This is a genomic window from Prevotellamassilia timonensis, assembly GCF_021531665.1.
Classification (GTDB): domain Bacteria; phylum Bacteroidota; class Bacteroidia; order Bacteroidales; family Bacteroidaceae; genus Alloprevotella.
On record NZ_JADYUH010000002.1, the window covers coordinates 126,533 to 151,297 of the forward strand.

General features: G+C 50.4%; 13 protein-coding genes. 12 read left to right on the top strand and 1 reads right to left on the bottom strand.

What is annotated here, in order from left to right; all coding sequences use genetic code 11:
* Positions 1–32 precede the first annotated feature (32 nt).
* From I6E40_RS01160 to I6E40_RS01210, 11 genes are all read left to right on the top strand, one after another.
* Positions 33–2,075: a RagB/SusD family nutrient uptake outer membrane protein gene (locus tag I6E40_RS01160; RefSeq protein WP_235385016.1), complete on the top strand. Its 2,043-nt coding sequence runs from the start codon at positions 33–35 to the stop codon at positions 2,073–2,075.
* A gap of 9 nt (positions 2,076–2,084) precedes the next feature.
* Positions 2,085–4,253, top strand: coding sequence for a fasciclin domain-containing protein (locus I6E40_RS01165; RefSeq protein WP_235385017.1), 2,169 nt, complete (start codon positions 2,085–2,087; stop codon positions 4,251–4,253).
* A 22-nt stretch (positions 4,254–4,275) separates the two neighbouring features.
* Positions 4,276–6,123 (top strand): hypothetical protein, encoded by a 1,848-nt coding sequence (locus I6E40_RS01170; RefSeq protein WP_235385018.1) that lies wholly within the window; start codon positions 4,276–4,278, stop codon positions 6,121–6,123.
* Between the two features lie 30 nt (positions 6,124–6,153).
* Complete coding sequence (locus I6E40_RS01175) at positions 6,154–9,540, top strand: SusC/RagA family TonB-linked outer membrane protein (RefSeq protein ID WP_235385019.1); 3,387 nt, start codon at positions 6,154–6,156, stop codon at positions 9,538–9,540.
* Between the two features lie 69 nt (positions 9,541–9,609).
* Positions 9,610–11,802: a RagB/SusD family nutrient uptake outer membrane protein gene (locus tag I6E40_RS01180; RefSeq protein WP_235385020.1), complete on the top strand. Its 2,193-nt coding sequence runs from the start codon at positions 9,610–9,612 to the stop codon at positions 11,800–11,802.
* A gap of 1,407 nt (positions 11,803–13,209) precedes the next feature.
* Complete coding sequence (gene lpxD / locus I6E40_RS01185) at positions 13,210–14,244, top strand: UDP-3-O-(3-hydroxymyristoyl)glucosamine N-acyltransferase (RefSeq protein ID WP_235385021.1); 1,035 nt, start codon at positions 13,210–13,212, stop codon at positions 14,242–14,244.
* Positions 14,245–14,463: 219 nt separating this feature from the next.
* Positions 14,464–15,849, top strand: a complete 1,386-nt coding sequence (locus I6E40_RS01190; protein ID WP_235385022.1) for a bifunctional UDP-3-O-[3-hydroxymyristoyl] N-acetylglucosamine deacetylase/3-hydroxyacyl-ACP dehydratase — start codon at positions 14,464–14,466, stop codon at positions 15,847–15,849.
* A 10-nt stretch (positions 15,850–15,859) separates the two neighbouring features.
* The gene (lpxA, locus tag I6E40_RS01195; protein ID WP_235385023.1) at positions 15,860–16,633 is read left to right on the top strand and encodes an acyl-ACP--UDP-N-acetylglucosamine O-acyltransferase; all 774 of its coding nucleotides are present in this window, start codon (positions 15,860–15,862) and stop codon (positions 16,631–16,633) included.
* A gap of 33 nt (positions 16,634–16,666) precedes the next feature.
* Positions 16,667–17,227 carry an IS1096 element passenger TnpR family protein gene (locus tag I6E40_RS01200; RefSeq protein WP_235385024.1) on the top strand — a complete coding sequence of 187 codons (561 nt, stop codon included), beginning with the start codon at positions 16,667–16,669 and terminating at the stop codon, positions 17,225–17,227.
* Between the two features lie 635 nt (positions 17,228–17,862).
* Entirely contained in the window at positions 17,863–18,777 is a 915-nt protein-coding gene (miaA, locus tag I6E40_RS01205; RefSeq protein ID WP_235385025.1) for a tRNA (adenosine(37)-N6)-dimethylallyltransferase MiaA, read from the top strand.
* Between the two features lie 134 nt (positions 18,778–18,911).
* Positions 18,912–21,428 (top strand): transglycosylase domain-containing protein, encoded by a 2,517-nt coding sequence (locus I6E40_RS01210; RefSeq protein WP_235385026.1) that lies wholly within the window; start codon positions 18,912–18,914, stop codon positions 21,426–21,428.
* Between the two features lie 347 nt (positions 21,429–21,775).
* On the opposite strand, the gene I6E40_RS01215 is transcribed toward I6E40_RS01210, so the two are convergent.
* Positions 21,776–22,588 (bottom strand): DUF5715 family protein, encoded by an 813-nt coding sequence (locus tag I6E40_RS01215; protein WP_235385027.1) that lies wholly within the window; start codon positions 22,586–22,588, stop codon positions 21,776–21,778.
* Positions 22,589–22,930: 342 nt separating this feature from the next.
* Between I6E40_RS01215 and I6E40_RS01220 the strand changes: the two genes are divergently transcribed.
* Positions 22,931–24,691, top strand: a complete 1,761-nt coding sequence (locus I6E40_RS01220; protein WP_235385028.1) for a 1-deoxy-D-xylulose-5-phosphate synthase — start codon at positions 22,931–22,933, stop codon at positions 24,689–24,691.
* The last annotated feature ends 74 nt before the right edge of the window (positions 24,692–24,765 follow it).

Here is a 24,765-nt window from a genome sequence, read left to right on the forward strand (position 1 = left end):
TGTTTTCTTGTACATCCAAAACAATACTCATCATGAAAAGTAAGAAATTATATACAAAACTTCTTCTTGTTGGAAGCATGCTTCTGACTTCTGGCGGTTTGTCTTCTTGCGAGGATTTCTTGACGATTCTTCCGACAGACCAGTTGCCTGAAGAGAACTTCTGGCAGGAGAAAGGTGACTTGGAGAATGTGCGCGCCGGTGCGTACCAACAGTTGGCTGCTGGCGGACAAACGGAAAGAATCCTCCTTTGGGGAGAACTCCGTTCTGACAATCTCACGCTGAACAGCGTTTCCAACACCAACATCATGTATCTCCAAACCGGAGTCCTGCAACCCAGTGTCAACATGTTTGACTGGTCGGGATTCTACACCGGCATCAACTATTGTAATCTCGTCCTTGAACAAGGCGACAAGATGACGGTTCCTGGCAATGAAGTCGATCCGAGCTTCACCCGTCGTGATTGGCAGACCACTCGTGCTGAAGTGCTCGCCTTGCGTGCTCTCTACTATTTCTATCTGGTTCGCGCCTATCGTGATGTTCCTTTTGTGACAGCCTCTGTGCGTACCGATGCTCAAGCACGCCATGACATGCCCGAGGCTCAACCCGGTGTGGCTATTCTCGGCGAGTTGATTGACTCACTCGAAGCCAATGTGAAGTATGCAGCCAGCAACCTGGGTAGTGACTATCTGAACAAGTCTCGTTTCACAAAACAAGGTGTCTATGCTTTGTTGGCTGACATGTATCTGTGGCGCGGTTGTCTCTTGACAAACTTTATGAACAAACCCAACCACGGAAAGGTCAACATGACCGATGTGCTCGCCGGTTCACCATCTGTGAATCCCGGTACCGGTGAAGGCGAAGGCAGCGGTGAAGGCAGTGGCGAAGGCAGTGGCGAAGGTAGCGGCGAAGATAACGGTAATGGCGAATCCGGTGCTGCATCTTCTCGCGCTGACGAGGGAACTGCTTCCAATGGTTCTTACGTGACGAAGGATAATGTGCCCATTGACCAGGCTTATTGCAATGAGTTGGCAAAGTATTGCTTCGCCAAGGCTTCAGAACATGCAAGTACTGTGATTAAATTGATTGACGACGAGTATCGCAAAGAACTCAGCGAGAAGAACAATGTTACTGAAGAAGAAAAGAATCAACCTTATCCTTTGTACTTCGTTTCAGACGAACGTGCTCCATTCAGGGATGAACCTTACAACAATATCTTCGGTGACCAGCTGTCTCGTGAAAGCATCCTGGAATTGAACTACGATGGTACAACCACGTTGAACAGCACGGTAAACAATTACATCAGTCGCTATGCCGATGGTGCTTGGAAACTGCAGACCATGGCAATGAACAATGCCATCATTGCTTCTGCCACCACGGTCAATCCTACGGTTGGATTCGGTAAGACCGATATGCGTCTGTGGGAAACCTGCAACTACAAGTCCTCTGATGTTTCCAAACCGCTCACCAAATTCGTGGCTAAGAACATCACCTTCACTGATATCACCGACTTGACAGGTGAGGAAAACAGCACCAACTACACTTCTCAGCGCACTTCCGATGCAAACGATGCACACTGGCCTGTATATCGTCTGTCTGACGTCATGTTGATTAAAGCAGAAGCCATCGCTCGCACTTCTCAGGTTTCTTCTGAGGATCTGCAGGAAGGTTTCAGACTTGTGAACCAGATTTTCAAACGTTGCAACCCCGCTTTGGTTCCGACCTCCAACACAGATGAGTCCATTGACGATGAGTTGCGTTGCGACCGTGTGAATGATGACTACGGCGTGTCCGGTGGTGCTTTCACAAAAACTCAGTCTGAACTTTTGACTCTGCTCTATCGCGAGCGTCAGCGTGAATTCATCGGCGAAGGCAAACGCTGGTTTGACATCGTGCGTCAGGTGGAATACACCAACGACCCGAAGACCGTCTTGACTACGTTTATCACGCTGAAGACAGAGGTGGTGAATCGCCTTTATGACATCTACGCCATGTATGTTCCCATCTACAGCGAAGAGTTGAAGGTCAACACCAGTCTTAAACAAAACCCCGTTTGGGAACGTTACAGCAAAAAATAATGCCATACTATGAAAAAGAATCAGTTTAAATTTAACTTAGGAGTTTCCATCTTTGGTTTGGCATTCATGCTGATGTCATCCCTTCTCCTCTCCGGTTGTAAGGAGGACATCAGCACAGAGGCTTATGCCACAAAGACTGAGCCTACTCTTATTGACAAGATTGATGAGAAGTCAGATGAACTCTCTTCCATCAGAAAACTCTTGGATGAGGTTAAACTTGGCAACAAGTCCAATTCCTCCTCTATGACCAGTGTGCTCTCCGCTCGCGGTAACTACACTGTCTTTGCACCCAACGATGAGGCAGTGAAGCAATGTGTCATTGAACTCACCGGTGACGAAACTGGTAACATAGAATCTCTTTCTTACGAGCAGAAACAGCTCATCGTTTTGAACTGTATCATTGACAATGGTGACGCCAGTGCTTATGAAAGTGTCGAATTCCCGACTTCCAATCAGACTTTCGCTCTTTCCAATCTCAACAATCGCCGTCTGAAATGTATGCAGGATGCAGAGACTCATGATTACTTCATCAACGGTGATGCCACAAGCGGCTCTCGTGTGGTTGAAACTGACTATGAGTGCACGAATGGTATGTTGCACGTAGTGAGCAAGGTGATTCTTCCTTCCACAAAGTCTGTTTCTGAACTTATTTCCATTGCTGACAACATGCATATTTTTGGCAAGTTGCTCAGTGAAACCGGTCTTTACGATGAACTCGCACTCCATCGCACGGAGGAAATCGCCTATGAAGAAGAGCATTCTTCTTATGCCGGTTCTAAAGTTTATGAAAGCACGACGAACAATAACTACGACTATCAGGCTACTCGTAACGTTGCCTTCACTGCTTTCGTTGAACCAGACGAAGTGTTCTATAACGATTGGGGCGTTGAACTTCCTAATGTGGCAGAAGATGGAACCATCACCAACTGGGATGCCATCAAGGCTGTCATCGTTCAGAAGTGTACCGCCATCTTCGGAAATCAGGCAGCTGACGACTTGAAGAATCCGAAAAATGCAGTTTATCAGTTTATGGCTTATCACTTGCTCAACTCTGGTTTGGCCATTGATGAACTCGTGAGACACTTTGACGAGTATGGTTATCTCTACGGTAACGATATGAAGAAACCGAACACATTCGGCTACTCTGTCAATGTTTGGGACTACTACACCACCATGGGCAGTCCTGCCGGTCTGATGAAGATTACTCAGCTTCCTACTGAAGAATACTACATCAATCGCATCAGCGTCTATGACAACGCCATCGTAGGAGGAACCTATGTGGAAGATCCCAGCACACCGGTGAACACCAAGTATCTCAACAAACCCGGTCAGAACGGTTTGAACATTCAGATTCAAATCGACAACGGTGTGAATGATAACAACGCAGCCAATGGTTTCTACTTCCCCATTGACCACATGCTCATCTATTCCGATGACACTCGCGCCGGACTCGCTTCAGAACGCATGCGCATGGACATTGTGACCATGTTGCCTGAAATTCAGTCCAACGACTTGCGCGGTGCCGGTCTCTTCTACTTCCCGAAGGGCTATTTCAGCAACATCAGCGGTGAAACCACCGGCACGACCATCCTCTATCTCCAGAATGGTTATGCTTCTGCTTCCGGTGCTTGGAAAGACTACAAGGGTGATGAAATCCTTGTGACCGGACGCTATGACTTCGTTCTCAAACTGCCCCCCGTTCCGCAGGACGGTACCTACGAAATCCGCATGGGTGCTTCTTTGAACACTTTGCGTGGTATGTTCCAAATCTACTTTGGTGACAGTCCTACCAACACTCAGCCTGTCGGTCTTCCGATTGACCAGCGTGAAAGCGTTTCCATGATTCCCGGTCAGCCTTGGGTGGCAGATGAAGACTTGAACAATGACCCCGAGTTGATGCGTGAAGCCGACCGTAACTTGAAGAACGTGGGTTACATGAAAGCTCCGCAATACATGATGGTGAACGGTACCGAGACCATGGAGACGTGCCGCAATGCTTCTCCCGGCACTCCCGCTTTGCGTCGTATCATCACCACAGCAAACATGAAAAAGGACAAGTCCTATTATCTGCGCTTCAAGTTGGCAATTGAAAATGCCAAGACGCAGTTCATGCTTGACTATTTTGAGATTGTTCCTATTAGTATTGTCAATGGAACTACTCCTGAAGACATCTGGTAATTTAATCTGATACTATCCTCTTATGAAACGTATTTCTATATTAAAAGGAGTAGTTGGCAGTCTTGGTATTTCCATGCTCTTCGGCATGGCATCCTGTACTGACGACCATTTCGACATCCGGGTTTCTGACCCCGCTGCCACAGGCACTATCTGGCAGCGCATTGAAGCAGAGCCGGAACTTTCCGATTTTGCCGAGATTCTGAAGAACATCAAAGTGTATCGCAAGGAAGGAGACAAGTCTGCTTCCATCACCTACGCTGAACTTCTGAACTCTTCTCAGAGTTTCACAGTTTGGGCTCCTCTGAACGGAACCTTTGACAAGGAGTCTTACATGAGAAGAATCGCTGAGATTCAAGAGACTCAGGACCCCGAAGAGGCAGCCAAGTTGGAATATAACTTAGGCGTGCAGTTCCCCCAGAACCACATCGCTCGTTTCAACTTCGAATCCTCCGCAGATCAGCAGGACATCCGCATGATGAACAGCAAACTCAGTGCTTACGACGCTTCCGCCGGAGAATTCAACGGCGTGAAGTTGTCCTCTGAGTTCGCAGCGCTGCCTTCCTCTAACGGAACCATCCACTGTCTGCAAGGCGAGTCTCCCTTTGCCTACAACATCTACGACTACATTCAGGCTAACCCCACGCTCTTCAGTACTCTCTACAAGAAACTGAACGAAGCAGAGGTGAAGACCTTCAGTCCCGGTATGAGTGTGGAAGGTGGTCTCGACAATGACGGTAACATGGTCTATTTGGATTCTGTTTACTATACGACCAACGAACTCATTGACTATTCCGGCGCTCAGGTCAAGAATGAAGACAGCATGTATGTGGCTGTCATCCCCACCGATGCAGCCTGGAACCAAGGCTTTGAGAAGTTGAGCAAATATTACAACTACGGTTCTTCCTACTCTTACAACTACACAGGTTCCAACGGTAAGTTCTTCAACATGAAGCGTTCGTTGAATGAGCCCGCCTTGAACTATCCGACTGTTCGTGACTCCATCGTGGACTACACGGTGACCCGTCGTCTCCTTCTGAACATGTATTTTGCCCCCTATCGTTTTGCTCCCGGTTTGAACCGCAGCGATTTTGATGGATTGGTGGCAAAAGCCATGGCTGCAGATACCTTGACTTCTACGAACGGCACGCAGTTCATCAACCTTCAGGCTTTCTCTCCGCACCCTCTCTTTGGAACAGTTGAACCTCAGAAGGCTTCCAACGGTATTATCTTCCCGATTACGGAGTACAATATGGATCCGTCCTACTCTTATCAGACTCGTCAAGAGTTGGATCTCTCCAGCGACTACTACGTTTCTCCCAGCACCTCTCTGCAGAACGGCACGAAGGGTTCGGTCGTTTATCTCGTCAAGGGAACAAACTGGGATGAGTCCATCGACCTCTCCGATTTGGAATACAAACGCTATCGTTTCTTCCAAGCCAAAGCCAGTGGTGCCATGAATGCCTACATCCCTCTTCGCAATTTGTTGAGCGGCAAGTATAAAATCAGCATTCAAATCCTTCCCAACCGAGTTTCCTACGACCAGAAGTGGTACACCACCGACAAAGAAACCGGTGAGCAGACAGAAAAAGTCGAGCAGAACATCAAATTTGATGCAAGTTTGATTGACGACGAAGGAAAAACCATTGGAAAGAAGGTCACTAAGATTGAAGTGAGTGACGAAGAGGTGCAGACCATTGTGCTCTTCGAATCCATTGAGATTCCCAAGTGCTATGCCAACCTTCCCTACGGTTTGGACAGCTTCCCCCACTTGGTGCTTGCCATTCCTTCCTTGACTTCCTATCGTCCCGTCAAAAATGTCGATTACGGTTTGAGTGTGGCTAAAGTAATTATTGAGCCTGTTCACGAGTAACGCATCATGTAACCTTAAAATTGAGAAGTAATGAACAACAATAAGAAAATTCGCTTGATGCAGGGAGCACTTCGTGCAGGTGTATGCCTCTTTATGCTTTCCGGATCTTGTGTCTTGTACGCTCAAGATGCTGTGACGGAGGAACCGGCTGCCAAGACAGCTCCGGCAAAGAAAGCTGCTGCTCCCAAATATGAAATGAAAGAGGTTTCCGGCTTTGTCTATGACGGTGCCACCAAGAAACCTTTGGCAGGTGTGAAAGTCCAAGCTTTGAACAACAAAATGTACTCTGCTTTGACTGACGACAATGGTAAATATACGATTCGTGTTCCGAAGTTCGTAGATGTGCTCTTTGTCGCACTCCAAGACTATAATCCCACTCAGCTGGCTATCAAGAGCAACGACGACCAAAACGTCTATCTCGTTTCCGGCATGAATTCCGACTTCTTCTATGACGGAACTTCCATGACCAACAGTCAGTCCATGGTGGTTCGTGACCCCAGCGGTCTGACCATCGAAGAAGAAATCGAGAAAGGATTGGGTGGGGCAGTCCGCACGCTCAACCGTGGCGGAATGCCGGCACAGGGTGCTGCCATGTTCATGAATGGTTTGAACTCCCTGAACTCAAATGCCATGCCGCTGGTCGTCATCGATGGTGTCATCATGGACATGCAGTATGACCGCACCACGCTTCACCAAGGCTTCCTGAACAATGTCTTCAACATCATCGACCCCGAAGACATTGAAAGCGTTGAAGTCCTCAAGAACGGTACCGCTCTCTACGGTGCAAAAGGTGCCAACGGCGTCATGCTCATCAACACCCGTCGCGGCAAGAGCATGGTGACTCGAATCAAGATTCGTGCCTACGGTGGCTTTGAACAGTCCCCCGAAACCATGAAGGTCATGGATGGTGAGCAGTATCGCAACTACATCTCTGAACTGATTGGTACGATTCCTGACCGCAGCTACCTCGGAAGTTCCCAGATTGAGTTCTTGAACTCCGACCCCAACTACTACAAGTATGCCATCTATCACAACAACACTGACTGGCAGAAAGACTTGTATCACGATGTCTTCACTCAGAACTACAAGGTGAGCGTCGAGGGTGGTGACGATGTTGCCATGTATAACCTCTCTCTGGGTTACACTCAGGCTGATGCAACTGCCCACCAGAATGACTTCAACCGTTTGAACATTCGCTTCAACACGGACGTCATCCTCTTCAAGAACTTCACCTCAGGCATTGACCTTTCCTATGCTCGCAACGCTTATAACCTTCGTGACAACGGATGGGCTGAGAACTACGACAACAGCAACATTTCCTCTCCCAACGTGTTGGGTCTGATTCAGACTCCGTTCTTGAGCAAGTTTGCATTCGTGAAGGTGAACAACAACGGTAACATCACCTATCAGCCGACCAACAAAGTCTTCGCCGGTAAGTATGATGATGGCGACAATCCCTTCTCCTTTGCTCGTGGTTACGGCTACGATGCCCTTGCCAATCCCATGTGGATTCTTGGAAACGGTCAGGGTGACAACAAGAACTACCAGGAGCAGACACAGTTCAATTTGAACATTGCTCCCAAGTATCAGATAAATAAGTATCTGACCTTGAAAGACCGCTTCAGCTACATCCTCAACCGCAGCAACGAACGTTACTATCTGCCTTACAACGGTACTCCCTCCAAGGAGGTTGAAGGTTTAGGCTATGTTTCCAGCGTTGTCGGAACCCAGTTCTGCAAAGAAACCACCTTGTTCAATGACTTCAGCGTGGATTGGAATCGCATCTTCGGTGCTCACTCCGTTCACGTACTCGGCGGTTTCCGCTTCTCTTCCTACTCCTACAGCAACAGCTATGTGAAGGGTTACAACAACGAGCAGGACAAGATGCCCAACGTCTCCATGACTTTGGACTATCTGACCAACGGTGGTCGCAACGACAACTGGATTAACCTCGCTTACTATGCCAACGCAGAGTACAACTATCGCAACAAGTACTTCCTCTCTGCCACTGCCAGCATGGAAGCATCTTCTCGCTTCGGTAAGGATGCCGAAGACGGTTTGAAGATGTGCGGTGTGGCTTGGGGTCTCTTCCCCTCTGTACAGGCTGCTTGGGTGATGTCCTCTGAGAAGTGGTTCAAGGTGAATGGCATTGACTACTTGAAACTCAGTGCCGGCTTTGACATCTCCGGTAATGACAACATTGACTATTATGCGACCCGCACCTACTTCGAGAACATCAAGTTCATGGACAAGGCAACCGGTCTCATCCTGTCAAACATCCAGAACCCCAAACTCCAGTGGGAAACCACTCGCCGCTTCAACGTTGGTTTGCAGACCAGCATGTTGAAGAACCGCTTGAATGTTGGAATTGAATATTTCAACGCCAAGACTTCCAACCTCTTGACCCGCAAGTCCGTCAGCGACATCACCGGTCTTTCCTACATGTGGGCAAATGACGGTACGCTGAAGAACAACGGAGTGAACTTCAATGTCGATGGAATGATTGTTCAGCACAAAGACTGGCGCTGGCAAGTTGGATTCTCCATCGGTCACTACAAGAACGAAATCACCGAACTTCCTGCCACCGAACTCAACAACCTCAAGACGTGGAGTCTCGATGCAAACGGAAACAAAGACCAGGAACAGAGCATCCGTGGTTATGTGACGAACATCTACGGAGCCAACATCCTCACCGCTGTCGGTCATGCCGCAGGCGTCTTCTACGGCTACCAGACCTCCGGCGTCTTCGCCTCCGATCTTGAAGCCAGCCAAGCAGGCAAGTATGGCTACCTCCGCTATCCCACCGGCATCTCTCAGGAACCCTATCGCAACTTCAAAGCCGGTGACGTTTGCTTCGTGGACCAGAACGGTGACGGTTGGATTAATGAAGCCGACATGGTTGTCATTGGCGACCCCAACCCCGACATCTTCGGTAACATCTCCACCTCCCTCCAGTGGAAGCACCTGAAGTTGGACGTTGTCTTCAAGTATTCTTTGGGCAATGACGTCTATAACTATCAGCGCTCTCAGCTCGAGTCTCTCAACAACCATTGGAACCAGACCACCGCTGCCGTCAATCGTTGGCGCTATGAGGGTCAAATCACCGATATGCCTCGTGTCATGGACGTGAACAGCGAGCAGTGGGTGAACAACGAACGCTTCTCCGATCGTTGGATTGAGGACGGTTCCTATTTGAAACTCAAGAAGGTTCGTTTGACCTATCGCATTCCGATGAACGTCTCTTGGATGCAGGGTCTCGCCGTTTGGGGTGAAGCCAACAACATCTTCACCGTGTCAAAGTACACAGGCAACGATCCTGAGTTCTCCGCAGGCAACAGTGTGCTCTATCAGGGAATTGACGCCGGCTTCCTTCCCCAAAGCCGCAACTTCAATCTCGGTGTAACCATCAACTTGTAACAAAAAGGAGGGGAGAAACGAAACTCCATCTTTTCTCCCCATCCTTCTTACAATCTTAAACTTAAGACAATGAAACACAAATCGATTTTAAGTATCTTCATCTTCCTCTTGGGACTGAGTGTGACCACAACGTCCTGTGAAGATATGTTGACGCCTGATATGAACCGCTACAACGAAGGGTTTAGCGGTCGAGACACTGTCAATTTCTACTTTGGCATCATCGCTAATGTGCAGGACATGGTCGAGCAGAACCAACTCCTCAACGACTTGAGAAGCGACTTGGCTACCGTTTCAACCTATAGTAGCGACACCATCTCCGACATCATCAACTACAACCGTCAGCCTAACGGAGAGAACGGACTCTTGAATCGTGCGGCGTACTACAAAGTCATCAACCAGTGCAACTTCTACTTGAGCCGTGTCGATACGCTCGCTCAGAAGAACGACATGCAATACATGAAGAAGGAATTTGCGCAGGTTGTCAACATCCGTGCTTGGGTCTATATGCAGCTCGTTCAGACTTACGGTCGTGTTCCCTTCATCTCCAAGCCTGTCAACGACAGTAACACCGGCTGGGAAACCAATCCCGAAGCATGGGCAACTGCTGACAATCTCGTAGATCTTCTGAAAAAGGACCTCGAAGCGGCTAACCGCATCGAGCATGACACGAAATACGGCGGCTATCCTGCCTACGGTCAGCTTGACACCAAAACCGGTTTCACCGTCAATACTTCCTATCTCCTCTTCTACAGCGACCTCATCCTCGGTGACCTCTACCTCCTCCGCGGTCGTGGCGTGGCGGGTGAATCTTCTTCTGACTACGTGAAAGCTGCCTCCTACTACTACCACTTCCTCAAGGAACGTGCTCAGGACAAAGGTCATGTCGTGACCTCCACCCGTGCTTCCATCACCAAGCATGAAGAACAAGGCACAGACATCTACAGTTACACCGGCAATGCAGACAGTTGGATGAACCTCTTTGCCAACACCTCTTCTCTTCAGGCAAACGAGAACATCACGGTGATTCCCTCTTCTGCCAACGGTCAGTCCGGTCACAAGATTCTTTCCCAGGCTGCTCAGATCTACGGTTTCGACATGACCTCCACCATCAGCGGCGGACAAGTCAGTGTCGGTCTCTATGGAAACCTGCGCTCTCGCCAGGTGGAACCCTCCGAAGCCTATCTCCAACTCTCTGCTGCTCAGAACTACGCCCACGTAGATAAGTACTCTGACACCGGCAATGACCTCGAGTGGGAATACTACGAAGGAGCAGGCGATGCCCGCATCTATGCCACCGCCCCCACCTATCGTGTGACCAATGGAACCGGCAACGAACGCTTCATCATGAAGGACGCGCCGAAAGGAAAGTTCAAGTTCTACAAATCTGTCTATCGTCTTCGTCAGGTCTATCTTCGCTATGCTGAAGCCATCAACCGTGCCGGCTATCCTCGCCTCGCGTTTGCCGTGCTCCGCAATGGTTTGGCAAAGAAGAAATTCCCCAAAGGCTTGCTCGCTGAGGTGGACGTGAACTCTATCGACACCGAGAACAAAACTTTCAAGTATATCTACAGCCTTGATTCTTGCGAACAGAACAATGCCATCAACTACATCGGCGTTGACGAACTGCGCCGCATGGAGAAAGACCCGATGTATGCCACTTACCTTGACTTCGGTTATGCAGCCTCCACCGGTGACTACTGGACTAACAATGGTATCCATGAAGCCGGTTGTGGTCTCTCCACCGTAGAAGATAGCCTCTACTCCTACGACGAAGCCGTTGTGAACCGCGTGGCTGACGAACTCGTCAGAACAGAGGGACTCTCCGCAAGTGCCGCCGTGAAGCGTGCTCGCCAGATTGTCATCAAGGAAGGTGAAGGCGGCGAAGGCAGCGAAGGTGGCGAAGGTGGCGAAGGCGGTTCCGGAACCGTGATTCCTGACCTTTCCGACTACACCGACATCACTCCTGAACCCACTCTTCCTGATCCCATGGAAATCAACGCCGTGGAGACCATGATTGCTGACGAGTTGGCATTGGAAATGGCATTTGAAGGAACGCGTATGTTTGACCTCATCCGTCTCGCGCTCCACAAGAACAACGACTCCTTCCTCCCCGCTGACTATGGAACCAACTGGCTCGCCTGGAAGATTGCACGTCGCAACGAACCGCTCGCTCCCTACGCAGAACCCCGCGTGATGGACGGTGCGCTCTACAACAAACTGCTTAATCCCGAAAACTGGTACATCCGCAATCCGGAGTATTGATACTGTGAACCCAAATCGTAAGGAGGGACGCCGTTCGCCAAGAATGGTGTCCCTCCTTTCACTTTGGGCGCCGTTGCTGCGAATGACCGTACAAAACATATCATATTACAAGGGCAAGAAAAAACTATGCAAACTATACACAAACCCTACATTTAACTCTGCATCCCTCTGAATTCCCGCGCGTTACGAAATGTATAGTTTGCGGTGCAAACCCTACACAAACCCTACATTGAACTATACATTGAGACGTTTCAAACCCTACACAAACACTATTCACAAAACCCTACACTGCAACCCTACATTGCAACGGCACGCAGTTTTACTTAGGAGCGCTCCCAGGAAAAACTAGGAGCGCACCCAGTTAAAACTAGGAGCGCACCTAAGAAAAATTAGGAGCGCACCCGGTTAAAACTAGGAGCGCACCCGGTTAAAACTAGGAGCGCACCTAAGAAAAACTAGGAGCGCACCTGGTTAAACTTTGCCTTCCTCAAATTTTTCTTTCCCTTCCTCAAATTTTTCTTTCCCTTCCTCAACTTTTTCTTTCCCTTCCCCAAATTTTCCTTTCCCTTCCTCAAATTTTCCTTTCCCTTCCTCAAATTTTTCTTTGCCTTCCCCTAGTTTTTCTTAGCCTTCCCCTAGTTTTTCTTAGCCTTCCCCTAGTTTTTCTTTCCCTTCCCCTAGTTTTTCTTTCCCTTCCTCAAATTTCACTTAGGTGCGCTCCTAAGTAAAACTGCGCGATGTTGCAATGTAGGGTTTGTGTTGCCGTTCGTGTAGGGTTTGTGTTCCCGTACGTGTAGGGTTTGCGCTCTGTTTTGTGTAGGGTTTGCGTGCCGTTTTGTGTAGGGTTTTGAACGCTTCAATGTATAGTTAATGTATAGTTTGTGTATAGTTTGGAGCACAAACTATACACTTCGTAACGCGCGGAGAACCAAAGGAATAAAGTGCAAAATGTAGGGTTTGTGTATAGTTTGCAGAGTTTTTTTGTTTCCCCTTTTATTTACGTATAGTGCAGTGTCACGGAGGCTTCACCGACCCGTCATTCCAGTTCGCCTCCTCTTCACTCCCGTTCGCCTCCTCGTCACTCCCGTTCGCCGAGTGGTAAGTTTACTGTTCGTCGAGCCGTAAGTGAGGAATCGGCGGGCGGGGATGACAAATCGACGGGCGGGGATGACAAATCGATGGGCAAGAACGAAGCCTCGCCTTCTACGAACGAAGACGAAGAATGAGTGGCTTTGCTGCCATATTGTAAGGTGATAAAACACGCCTTTATCCATTACGTCGCGCCATCTTCAGACAAAAAAATGCAGTTTTGATGCTGTCAGACCGCTTTCAAGAGGAAAATAGTGGGCAGTTTGGGCGAGTTTCAATTATTTTTACGATATTTGCCAATAAAATAATGACAAATTCATGAACTTTAGTGCAAAACAAATAGCCACCTATCTTGGTGGAACCATTGAGGGAGACGAAAACGCGTCCGTCATGACCTTCGCAAAAATTGAGGAGGGCATTGAGGGCGCCATTTCTTTCCTTGCTAATCCTAAGTATGCCCACTATCTCTACGAGACGCGCTCAAGCATCGTTCTTGTGAACAATGACTTTGTGGCTGAACAACCCGTTTCAGCCACTCTGATTCGTGTCCCGAACGCCTATGAAGCCATCGCCAAACTTCTGACGCTCTATCAATCGACCGTGGCGAAACGTTCCGGCATTCATCCGACTGCCGTGGTTGCCGAAAGCGCCACCGTCGGCGAGGATGTCTATTTGGGTCCTCACGTCTATGTCGGCGAGGGCGCTTCTGTGGGCAAAGGTTCTCAACTCTACGCCGGCGTCGTCGTTGAGCAGAACGCCAGTGTCGGGGAGGACTGCGTGCTCTATCCCAATGTGTCGGTCTATCACGACTGCAAGGTCGGCAATCGCGTCATCCTGCATTCCGGCTGTGTCATTGGTTCCGACGGTTTTGGCTTCGCGCCTGCCGCCGAGGGCTATGAGAAGATTCCGCAGATTGGCAATGTCTGCATTGAGGATGACGTTGAAATCGGCGCAAACTCCTGCGTGGACCGTTCGACGATGGGCTCAACCTATGTTCGCCGCGGTGTGAAACTGGACAACCTCGTGCAAATCGCACACAACTGCGACATCGGTTCCCACACCGTCATGTCCGCACAGGTCGGAGTGGCAGGTTCCGCGAAGATCGGGCAGTGGTGCATGTTTGGCGGTCAGGTCGGTATCGTCGGTCACTCCGTCCTTGGCGACAAAGTCCTCTGCGGCGCACAAGCCGGCATCGCGGGCAGCATTCCCAAGGGTAACGTCACAATTCAAGGCTCACCCGCCATTGATGCCAAGAATTTCATGCGCTCCAGCGTCATCTTCAAAAAACTTCCGGAGATGTATTCTGAACTGAGTCGCCTGAAGAAAGAACTCGAAGAACTGAAAAAAGGTTGATGCGGCACGGAAGTCGCGGAAGATGTCTTCTCGCCGACACTCATACAAATATAAGTAGCGAGAGCCTCTGCGCTGACACCACATATAATAAGGTATAAGTAGCGAGAGCCTTCGCCCCGCCCCGCCTCCCCCTATAGGCGTAAGCCTCCCCAAAAGAGAAGTAAAGAAAGTTGTTCAAACCACCGTTCTGGGTGGTTGAAACGCACAGCAAAAGAGAATATGTTCAAACAGCAAACTTTGGCAGGAAGTTTTTCCCTCTACGGAAAAGGACTTCACACAGGTCTCAGTCTGACCGTCACCTTCAATCCTGCCCCCGAAAATCACGGTTATAAAATTCAGCGCATTGACCTGCCCGGCGAACCCATCATTGAGGCGATTGCCGAGAACGTGGTTGACACCTCCCGCGGCACTGTCGTTGCTAAAGGCGAAGCACGTTGCAGCACGATTGAGCATGCCATGGCTGCGCTCTATGCACTCGGAATCGACAACTGCCTGATTCAAGTCAACGGACCGGAGTTCCCCATTCTTGACGGAAGCTCCATTCAGTATGTCGAAAACATCAAGCGCATCGGAACGGTGGTGCAGAACGCGCCCAAAGACTTCTATGTCATCAAGAAGAAAATTGAGTTCCGCGACGAAGAAACCGGTTCTTCCATCATCATTCTTCCGGACGACCAGTTCTCCATCACGGCGATGATTTCCTTTGACTCGCAGTTCATCAACAGTCAGTTCGCAACACTTGACAGCATGGAGAACTTCCCGACCGAAATTGCGTCGGCACGCACCTTTGTCTTTGTTCGCGAAATCGAACCGCTGCTGAAAGCAGGCTTGATCAAAGGCGGCGACTTGGACAATGCCATTGTTATCTACGAAAAGCAAATTTCGCAGGACGCTTTAGACAAACTCGCGGACCATTTGAACGTCGAACACCGTGACGCGAAGAAACTCGGCTATCTCAACGTGCGTCCTCTCGTCTGGCAGAACGAACCGGCACGCCACAAACTCCTCGACATCATCGGAGACATGGCGCTCATCGGACGACCCATCAAAGGAAGAATCATCGCCACTCGCCCCGGACACACCATCAACAACAAATTCGCACGCCAAATGCGTCGCGAAATTCGCAAACACGAAATTCAAGCGCCGAACTACGACCCCAATCAGACGCCCCTCATGGATGTCAATCGCATTCGCGAACTGCTTCCGCACCGCTATCCCATGCAACTCGTCGATAAGGTCGTTGAAATGGGTGCCAACTACATTGTGGCAGTCAAAAACGTCACCTCCAACGAAGCCTTCTTCCAAGGACACTTCCCGCAGGAACCTGTCATGCCCGGCGTTTTGCAAGTTGAAGCGGCAGCTCAGGCAGGCGGACTCCTCGTCTTGAACTCCGTGGAAGAGCCTGAGAAGTGGAGCACCTACTTCCTCCGTTTGAACGAGGTGAAGTTCAGACAAAAAGTCGTGCCCGGCGACACTTTGATTTTCCGCGTCGAGCTCGTGGCGCCCATTCGTCACGGCATCTCCACGATGCACGGCTTCGTCTTCGTCGGCGAGACCGTCGTCATGGAATGTGAATTTACCGCACAAATCGTCAAAAACAAGTGAGAAACTCATCATGATTAGTCCCTTAGCTTTTGTTCATCCCGAAGCCGTCATCGGTGAAGGATGTGAGATCGGTCCTTTCTGCTACATCGATAAAAACGTAGAAATCGGCGACCACAACACGCTCATGAACAGCGTAACCTTGCTTTCCGGCACACGCATGGGAAGTCACAACACCGTTTTCCCGGGCGCAGTCATCGGAGCCATACCGCAAGACCTGAAGTTCAAGGGAGAGGAAACCACCGCCGAAATCGGCGACCACAACACCATTCGAGAAAACGTCACCATCAATAGAGGTACTGCGGCAAAAGGCAAAACCGTTGTCGGCAGCCACAATCTTCTCATGGAGGGAATGCACGTCGCACACGACGTTCTCCTCGGAAACGGATGTATCATTGGTAACTCCACGAAAATTGCCGGAGAGGTGGTCATCGATGACTTTGCTATTCTCAGCGCCAACGTCTTGGTTCATCAGTTCTGCCACATTGGTAGTTACGTCATGGTTGGCGGCGGCACCCGCACAAGCCAGGACATTCCGCCCTTCAGCATTGCTGCTCGCGAGCCCGTTGCCTACTGCGGACTGAACAACATCGGTCTGCGTCGTCGTGGCTTCAAACCCGAAGTCGTCGAAGCCATCCATAACGCCTATCGAATCCTCTATCAGAACGGAAAACTTCTTCAGGAGCGCATCGAAGAAATCAGAAACACTGTGCCCGCCATCCCGGAGGTGCAGTATTTGCTCGACTTCGTCACCGCTTCTTCCCGAGGCATCATTCCCACGAGATAAAAAACGCACACTGCTTCACACAAACCCGAACTTATGATTTTAAGAATAAAGTTTATTTCCGATGAAGTGGACGGTTTCGTTCGCGAAGTCAAGATTGACAGCGACGCGACCTTTCTTGACCTCAACGCCATCATCCTTGCTTCCTGCAAATTTCCCGACGACCAAATGACCTCCTTCTATGTTTGCAACGAGGAGTGGGAGAGGGGAGAGCAAATCACCCGCGAGGACATGGGCACCGGAGACTCTGACGAAGACATCTTTGTCATGGCGCAGACCAAACTTTCGGAGTTCATTGAAGATGAAGACCAAAAGTTGGAATTTGTCTTTGACCCGTTCTCCGACCGTTGCTTCTATCTTGACGTGGTGGAAGTGATTCCCGGCGTCAGTCTGACAAAGCCTGAGGTGACCCGCTCAAAGGGCGAAGCTCCCCGCCAAATCAACGACCTTGACATGGACTTGAGCGCACTGAACGCTGCGACCAAAGGCGCAGTTGGCGCAAGTGTCGATGACGACGACCTTGGCTTTGAAGGCGGATTCAACGATGACGAAATCGATTTGGAAGGTTTCGAAATCAGTGACGGAGAACCCTATTGATAAATTAGACAGCCCTCAGCACTTATATATGGGGTGTTCTAAAAATTAGGTTGAGTTGATTTTTGATTTCTTAGAGATGAACTTTTGTCAGTTGAGGAAGGAGCATAGCGGGCTATGCGACTGACGAAACTTACAAAAGGGCGCGCTAAGAAACCGACCAAAACGTAAGCACTTTCTTTTGAACATTCCTTATCCCGTAATTTATAGAACACCCCATATAAGAGTCGGCTTGAAAAGGCTGAACAATGAGCGGCTGAGAACACGCCCTTGGCGTGAGCCACTTGTGAAAAAGCCCGGAAGGCTGTACGCCCGCGATGTTTTCTGCTGAGCTACAACCTTTCGGGTTTCTCGTACGGGCAGGCTGCGGCTCTCCTTGGAGAGTCACTTTCAGCGTTCAGAGGTGTCATATAAATTAGGGTGTTTTTGTTTTGGAAGATGAACTTTGACCCTTGATGAAGGAGCATAGCGGGCTATGTGACTGACGAGGCTTGCCAAAGGGCGCGCTGAGAAGCAGATTACTCATAAAGACTCTGTGACCAAAACGAAAGCATTTTCTTTTGAACGCTCATTCTTCCATAATTAGTGGAAAATCCCTTCAAACACCAGATTTTTTTTCGCGAATTCATTTCCCTCTCGTGTCTTCCCCCAAAACCCTTTTTGTTCTCATCGGACCCACCGCGGTCGGTAAAACCGCTTGCGCACTGCAAGTGGCGCGTCACTACGCCTGTCCCATTCTCAACGCCGACTCCCGTCAGATCTATCGCGACATTCCCATTGGCACCGCGGCGCCCACCGAAGAAGAACGCGCACTCGTTCCACACCACTTCGTCGGCATTCTCGGTTTGGAGGACTACTACAGCGCTGCGCGCTACGAAGAAGAAGCCATTGCGCTGCTTGAGCGCGTCTTCCGCGACCATGACTTCTGCGTGCTCAGTGGCGGTTCGATGATGTACATTGACGCCGTCTGTCACGGCATTGATGACATTCCCACGGTGGATGAAGATACACGCAGTTTGCTGCGCCGGCGTTTTGAGACCGAAGGCCTTGCCCCCTTGTTGGAAGAACTGAGGTTGCTTGACCCGCAATACTATGCCGAGTGCGACCTGCGCAACGGTAAGCGCGTGGTTCACGCTTTGGAAATCTGCTACATGACGGGGAAGCCCTTCTCAGCGTTTCGAACCGGGCAGCGTCGCAACCGCCCTTTCCGCGTTGTAAAAATTTGTTTGCAACGCGAGCGCGCCGAGCTTTTTGAGCGTATTGGCAGGCGCGTTGATGCCATGATTGAGTCTGGCATGCTTGAGGAGGCGCGCCGCGTCATGCCTTTCCGAGATTGCAATTCCCTTAACACCGTTGGCTACAAAGAACTCTTCCGCCATCTCGATGGCGACTGGACCTTGGATTTCGCTCTTGAAAAGATAAAGCGCAACACCCGAGTCTATGCCAAGAAGCAAATGACCTGGTTCAAAAAAGACCCTGAGGTCATCCATCTTTCCCCCGAAGAAGTAGCCGACTTCCTTTTCAAACACTATCCTTGTGAAAGGAACGAGTAGGATTTTGCGGACTCGTTTCGAGACCGTATCTTTGTGGCGTCTTTTTGAGCCGTTGCTTGTCCTCAAGGTGCGCTTGAAAGACAATTTTCAACTCCGTTTCTTTCGCATTTGGAGTGCATCAAAATCTTTTGTTTATGGAAAACAAAACGAAAAAGTCCGTGCCATTGCGCGTTTTCCGGTTTTTACGCGGCGCTTGTTCCAGGTCTTGGAACTGGTATAAAAATCAATTTGTCGGCCGTCCCTGGTGGCGAAAGCTGATGGCCGGTTTTTTGTCATTCATCGCTTTTTGGGTGTTCTACGCTTTCGCCGTCATCTTCAACCTTTTTTGGCTTTTCGGGAAGTCTCCTTCCATTCAAGACATCATTCATCCCAAAACAGCGGCAGCTTCTGAGATCTACAGTGCTGACGGGAAAGTGTTGGGCAAATTCTTCAACGAGAATCGCTCGCCGGTACCCTACGACTCCATCTCGCCCGTATTCTTCCAAGCCTTGATTTCTACAGAAGACGAACGCTTCTACCAGCACCACGGCATTGACGTGCAGGGCATCTTTGCCGCTGTCAAGGACGCGGCGCACGGCAAGGCGCGCGGTGCCTCCACCATCACGCAACAGTTGGTGAAGAACATGTTCCGCGTTCGCACACAGTACTCCACCGGACTTCTTGGAAAGATTCCCGGTGTCAGCATTCTCATCATGAAGAGCAAGGAGATGATTATTGCTACCGAGCTTGAGATGCTTTGTGAGAAGGAAGAAATTCTGGAGATGTATGCCAACACCGTCGATTTTGGGTCTAACGCTTTCGGCATCAAAACTGCCGCGAAGACCTACTTCAACACGACCCCGTCCGATTTGAAACCCGAGGAGGCAGCTGTTCTTGTCGGACTCTTGAAGGCGACGTCCGCCTATAATCCCAAAATCAATCCCAAGAACTCCCTCAAGCGGCGAAATGTCGTCTTGAACAACATGTATGAGCATCGCAATCTGTTGGCGGAACATTTCTCTCAAGTCTGCATCCGCGACAAAGCGACGTTGGAAAAACTCCTTGACAAGCCCATCCGCCTGAACTTCAACGTGGAAAGCGCCTACGATGGCGAGGCTCTCTACTTCCGCGATGCCGTTCGCGATGAAATTCGTGAGAAATGTCCTGACTTGGATGTCTATTCCGATGGCTTGAAAATCATTACCTCGCTTGACTCCCGCATGCAGGACTATGCTGAAAATGCGGTTCGTGAGCAGATGAAAATCATCCAGAGAAACTTTGACCGCCACTGGAAAGGCGTCGGGGATCCCTGGCGAGACGAACATGGCAACCTCATCCCCGGTTTCATTGAAGAAATCGCCCGAAAGAGTGATGCCTACAAAATGTGGACTGCACGCTTCCCAAACAATCCCGATTCTGTTGAGTTCTACATGAATCGCAAACACAGCGTCACGCTCTTTGACTATAACGGTCCGCGAAAAGAGTTCATGTCCACTTACGACAGCATTCGCTACATGGTTCGCTTCATGCACACAGGCTTCGTCGCCATGGAGCCCGAGACCGGAGAAGTGAAAGCCTACGTTGGCGACATTGACTTCAAGTCTTGGAAATATGACAAAGTGCGTGCCATGCGTCAGCCGGGGTCCACGTTCAAGTTGTTTGTCTATGCCACGGCGATGAAGCAGGGGCTCACTCCGTCAGACCGTCGGAAAGACGAATATATTCGCATGGAAGTCTTCGACAAGAAGAAGAACGAAACGACGATTTGGCAGCCGCACAACTCGGATGGTCGTTTCAGCAACGCTGAGATTCCGCTTCGCTCCGCTTTTGCCCGAAGCATTAACACGATTGCCGTGAAGCTCGGACAAGAAGTCGGCATTGAGAACGTGGTTCAAACCGCCCACGACATGGGCATTCAGTCGCCTTTGGAAGAAACTCCCTCGCTTCCGCTCGGCTCCAGCGATGTCAATTTGCTTGAGTTGGTCAACGCCTATGCCTGCGTGGCGAATGGCGGTGTTCATGTTGAGCCTGTTTTGGTCACGAAGATTCTTGATGCGGAAGGCAATGTGGTCTATGAAGCCAAGCCAGTTGAGAAGCGTGCTCTTCCCCAAACCGCCGCGTTCTATATGCAGAAACTGCTTGAAGCGGGAGTGTATGACGCAGGCGGCACGTCTCAGACGCTTGGGGCAGGAATGTATCTCGGTCCCTATGCCCGCGCTCTTGACATGGGCGGCAAGACCGGCACCTCAAACAACCATTCCGATGCCTGGTTCGTCGGTGTCACCCCCTCGCTGGTGGGGGGTGCCTGGGTTGGCGGAGAGTATCGCAGCATTCACTTCCGCACCGGCGCATTGGGACAGGGAAGTCGTACGGCGCTTCCCATCGTCGCTCGTTTCATGCGAAGCGTCATGGACAATCAAGACTTGAGAAAGAAATATCTTCACAAATACGGCATGCCGCCCGAAGACATCGACATCAGTTCCTACACTGAGACCTACAATCCGCCGGCTGAGGAGACCGACTCGCTCGCCGGTGACTCCACCGAGGTCGATTTGGAAGGAGAGGACTTGATGGACAGTCATGAAGCAGGCTCTGAGGCGGGCGGTGCGAGCGGCGAGTCCGTTCCTGCAGCCAAAGAGTCTCCCGTCAAATCCGAGAATCTGTTCGAGTGAGTATTTCTGAACATAAAGCATCCGGTGCACACTGCCAACCGTTTCTTCGTGGAAACTTGCGGTGTGCACCGGATGTCATTGTGAGGGTGTTGTTAGTTCCTGGAGAAATAGCAAGTTACTTCTTTCTTGTTTTTTGCAACTTTACGCCAAGTTTGTCGGAGTAAAATTGCTACTTTTCGCCAGGGAGCGGATTCTGTGCAGGAAACCTGGAAGTTTGAGTCGTGCGAAAGTGTTTTTTCGTGGCGACGATGTGAGGGTGAAGGAAAACGGGGCGAGGAATTGAGAAAACGGAGGCTGCAAACGATGATTCCCACGTTTGCAGCCTCCGCTCTTGGTCTCCGCTTCGTTCAGCGAGCCGTGATGTGGAAGCACGATTGGTGTACTTCATATTTCACATAGCATGTCCCCATCATTCTTTGGTCTTCCAAGACTTCTGCGAGAATAGATTTGAACGCAGTGACCCACCGAATTTCATCGCTGCCGTCTTCGTTGATTTGCAGGAAGCGATTGTATGAAATGTCAAAAGTCGTTCCGTATTGATGGCAGCTGTTTTCTGACGCGTTTCTATTCACGTTTCTCAGTTTCTTGACGTCTTCCTTTGTTCTCAAAACTGAGGTGACGAGCAGTTTGTGCGGTTCGAAACCCTTGGTGACCAGGGAGTCGTTGAAGGCTCTTCCGATTTCCTCGAGAAGGAGGGCGGCGCGCGGCACGAGGTAGGGGATGGAATGGCTCAGCTTTTGTACAGAGTAGTAAGGATTATCTGCGATGAAGACCAGCGCGTCTTTTCTTTGGTTCGCTTCGTTCCTGTCTGCGATTTGCGGAACTCCGATGCGTTGTGCGGTGGTCAGTTGCACATCGTTGAGGTCCGGGAAGGACGTTTCAAAACGGTGCACGCTTGTCACGCGGTTTTTCACGGGATTGCCGTCTGCTTTCAGGAGTCGGAGTGGTGTGCGGGGACGGAGAAAAAGGCTGTCCACCGTTTGACTTTGCAAAGTGATGCTGTCGGTGGGTGTGCTGACCGTGGGTGCGGGTTCTTCCACCGTGAGCAGTTCGGGAACAGAGAGAGTTGGATTTGCGCATTTCACGATGGCGAGCGTAGCGACGATGACTGAAAATGCGCCGAGAAAATGTATGGGGTTTGTCTTCTTTTTCTTCTTCATGGGACTCTGGGGGTCAATTCCTCTGCAAAATTACAAAAAACTTCTCAACCATCTGCCCCTCTGCGCCCACTCTCCTTTCTTGACTTTTTTCTCGACGTTTTTTGGTTTTTCCAAAGAAATGGTAAGCAGAACCACAAAGCAGGTTGCCGTGCTCTGAACTTTTACGTTTATTTTTGCATCATCAAATCGCCGTGACTCTTGCACTCAAGCCGCCGCCCGCATTTTTATAGGGCTATAATATGATGTCCTGGTTGCGTCCCTCGTATTCTTTTTCCGTGCAGTCACATTTTGAGAAGAACCTGAAACAAAGTCAGAAAACCTTAAACCCAAAGCAAAGAAAACATGTTGTTAGAACACATCCAATCTCCTGCCGATGTCAAGAAACTCTCGCTCGCCGAGATGAACACTCTCGCTGAAGACATCCGCACCCTGCTCATTGAGAAACTCAGCCGCCACGGCGGACACTGCGGACCAAACCTCGGAATGGTTGAAGCGACCATTGCGCTTCACTATGTCTTCGACTCTCCCCGCGACAAGATAGTTTTCGACGTCTCCCACCAGAGTTATCCCCACAAAATGCTCACCGGTCGCGTGGCAGCGTTCCTTTCGGAGTCACATTATGATGACGTCTCCGGCTACTCCGAACCCTCGGAGAGCGAACACGACTTTTTTGTCATCGGTCACACCTCCACGTCCGTCAGTCTTGCCGGCGGTTTGGCAAAGGGGCGTGACCTTCGCGGTGAAACCGGAAATGTGATAGCCGTGATTGGTGACGGCTCGCTGAGTGGCGGTGAGGCGTTGGAAGGTCTCGACTGGGCGGCGGAGTTGAACTCCAACTTCATCATCGTTGTGAACGACAATCAAATGTCCATTGCCGAGAACCACGGCGGACTCTACGAAAACCTCGCCGAACTTCGCCGCAGCCACGGCTGCTGTGAGAACAATCTTTTTCGCGCCATGGGGCTTGACTATGTCTATGTGGACAAAGGGAACGACCTCTCCTCCCTGATAGAAGCTTTTCGCAAAGTGAAGGACACGAACCACCCCGTGGTCGTTCACATCAACACCTTGAAGGGCAAGGGATATGCGCCGGCTGAGGAGGACAAAGAAACTTGGCACTGGACCATGCCCTTTGAGATTTCCACCGGCGCGTTGAAGCAGAAAAACATCGGGGAAGACTATAATTCCCTCACTGCCGCCCACCTCTTGCAGCGCATGAAAGACGACAAAACCGTTTGCGCCATCACCGCCGGCACTCCCGGAATTTGGGGGTGGACGCCCTCTCGTCGGCAGGAGGCAGGCAAGCAGTTTGTCGATGTCGGCATAGCCGAGGAACACGCCGTGGCTTTGGCGTCGGGCATGGCGAAGGCAGGCGGAAAACCCGTCTTTGGCGTGTGCAGTTCCTTCCTTCAGCGTGCCTACGACCAGGTTTCTCAGGATTTGTGCATCAACGACAATCCCGCCACCCTTCTTGTGCTGTGGGGGTCGCTGACTTCCATGACCGACGTGACGCATCTTTGCCATTTTGACATCCCCTTGCTCTCCGGCATTCCGAATCTCGTGTTCCTTGCACCGACCAATCGGGAAGAATATCTCGCCATGCTTGACTGGAGCCTCGCCTACGACCGTCACCCCGTAGCCATTCGTGTCCCCGTCGGTGAGCCTCGTTCCGCCACTCGTCCCGTTCCAACGGATTTCTCCGAGTTGAACAAATCAGAGCTTGTCAGCCGTGGCAAGGACGTGGCGATTTTGGGGTTAGGCAATTTCTTTGCTTTGGGCGAGCAGGTGAGCAGTGCGTTGAAAGACAGAGGCATTGAAGCCACGCTCATCAATCCGCGTTTCATCTCCGGACTTGACGAGTCCCTGCTTGACAGCCTTGTCTCCGACCACCGTCTTGTGGTCACTTTGGAGGACGGCGCTTTGGAGGGCGGCTATGGCGAGAAAGTCGCCCGCCATTTTGGTCCGACCTCGGTCAAGACCCTCTGCTTCGGTGCCCGGAAAGAATTTGTGGACCGCTATGCTCCTGCCGACTTCTTCGCTGCCAACCATTTGACCGTTCCTCAGATTGTGGAAGACATTTTGCAGTCACTCGGCGGTTTTTGAAGCACATTTTGCGCCATCTGACAAAAAGTTGAGGCTCTCAAGCCTTGGAAAGCGGGTTTTTCCCGCTTTTCTTT

Bases quoted from the DNA above. Each gene is read 5' to 3' on its own strand.
- I6E40_RS01160 (WP_235385016.1), top strand. From the start codon at position 33: ATGAAAAGTAAGAAATTATATACAAAACTTCTTCTTGTTGGAAGCATG.
- I6E40_RS01200 (WP_235385024.1), top strand. From the start codon at position 16,667: ATGATTTTAAGAATAAAGTTTATTTCCGATGAAGTGGACGGTTTCGTT.
- I6E40_RS01175 (WP_235385019.1), top strand. From the start codon at position 6,154: ATGAACAACAATAAGAAAATTCGCTTGATGCAGGGAGCACTTCGTGCA.
- I6E40_RS01165 (WP_235385017.1), top strand. From the start codon at position 2,085: ATGAAAAAGAATCAGTTTAAATTTAACTTAGGAGTTTCCATCTTTGGT.
- I6E40_RS01170 (WP_235385018.1), top strand. From the start codon at position 4,276: ATGAAACGTATTTCTATATTAAAAGGAGTAGTTGGCAGTCTTGGTATT.
- I6E40_RS01220 (WP_235385028.1), top strand. From the start codon at position 22,931: ATGTTGTTAGAACACATCCAATCTCCTGCCGATGTCAAGAAACTCTCG.
- I6E40_RS01180 (WP_235385020.1), top strand. From the start codon at position 9,610: ATGAAACACAAATCGATTTTAAGTATCTTCATCTTCCTCTTGGGACTG.
- I6E40_RS01190 (WP_235385022.1), top strand. From the start codon at position 14,464: ATGTTCAAACAGCAAACTTTGGCAGGAAGTTTTTCCCTCTACGGAAAA.
- lpxD (WP_235385021.1), top strand. From the start codon at position 13,210: ATGAACTTTAGTGCAAAACAAATAGCCACCTATCTTGGTGGAACCATT.
- I6E40_RS01210 (WP_235385026.1), top strand. From the start codon at position 18,912: ATGGAAAACAAAACGAAAAAGTCCGTGCCATTGCGCGTTTTCCGGTTT.
- I6E40_RS01215 (WP_235385027.1), bottom strand. From the start codon at position 22,588: ATGAAGAAGAAAAAGAAGACAAACCCCATACATTTTCTCGGCGCATTT.
- lpxA (WP_235385023.1), top strand. From the start codon at position 15,860: ATGATTAGTCCCTTAGCTTTTGTTCATCCCGAAGCCGTCATCGGTGAA.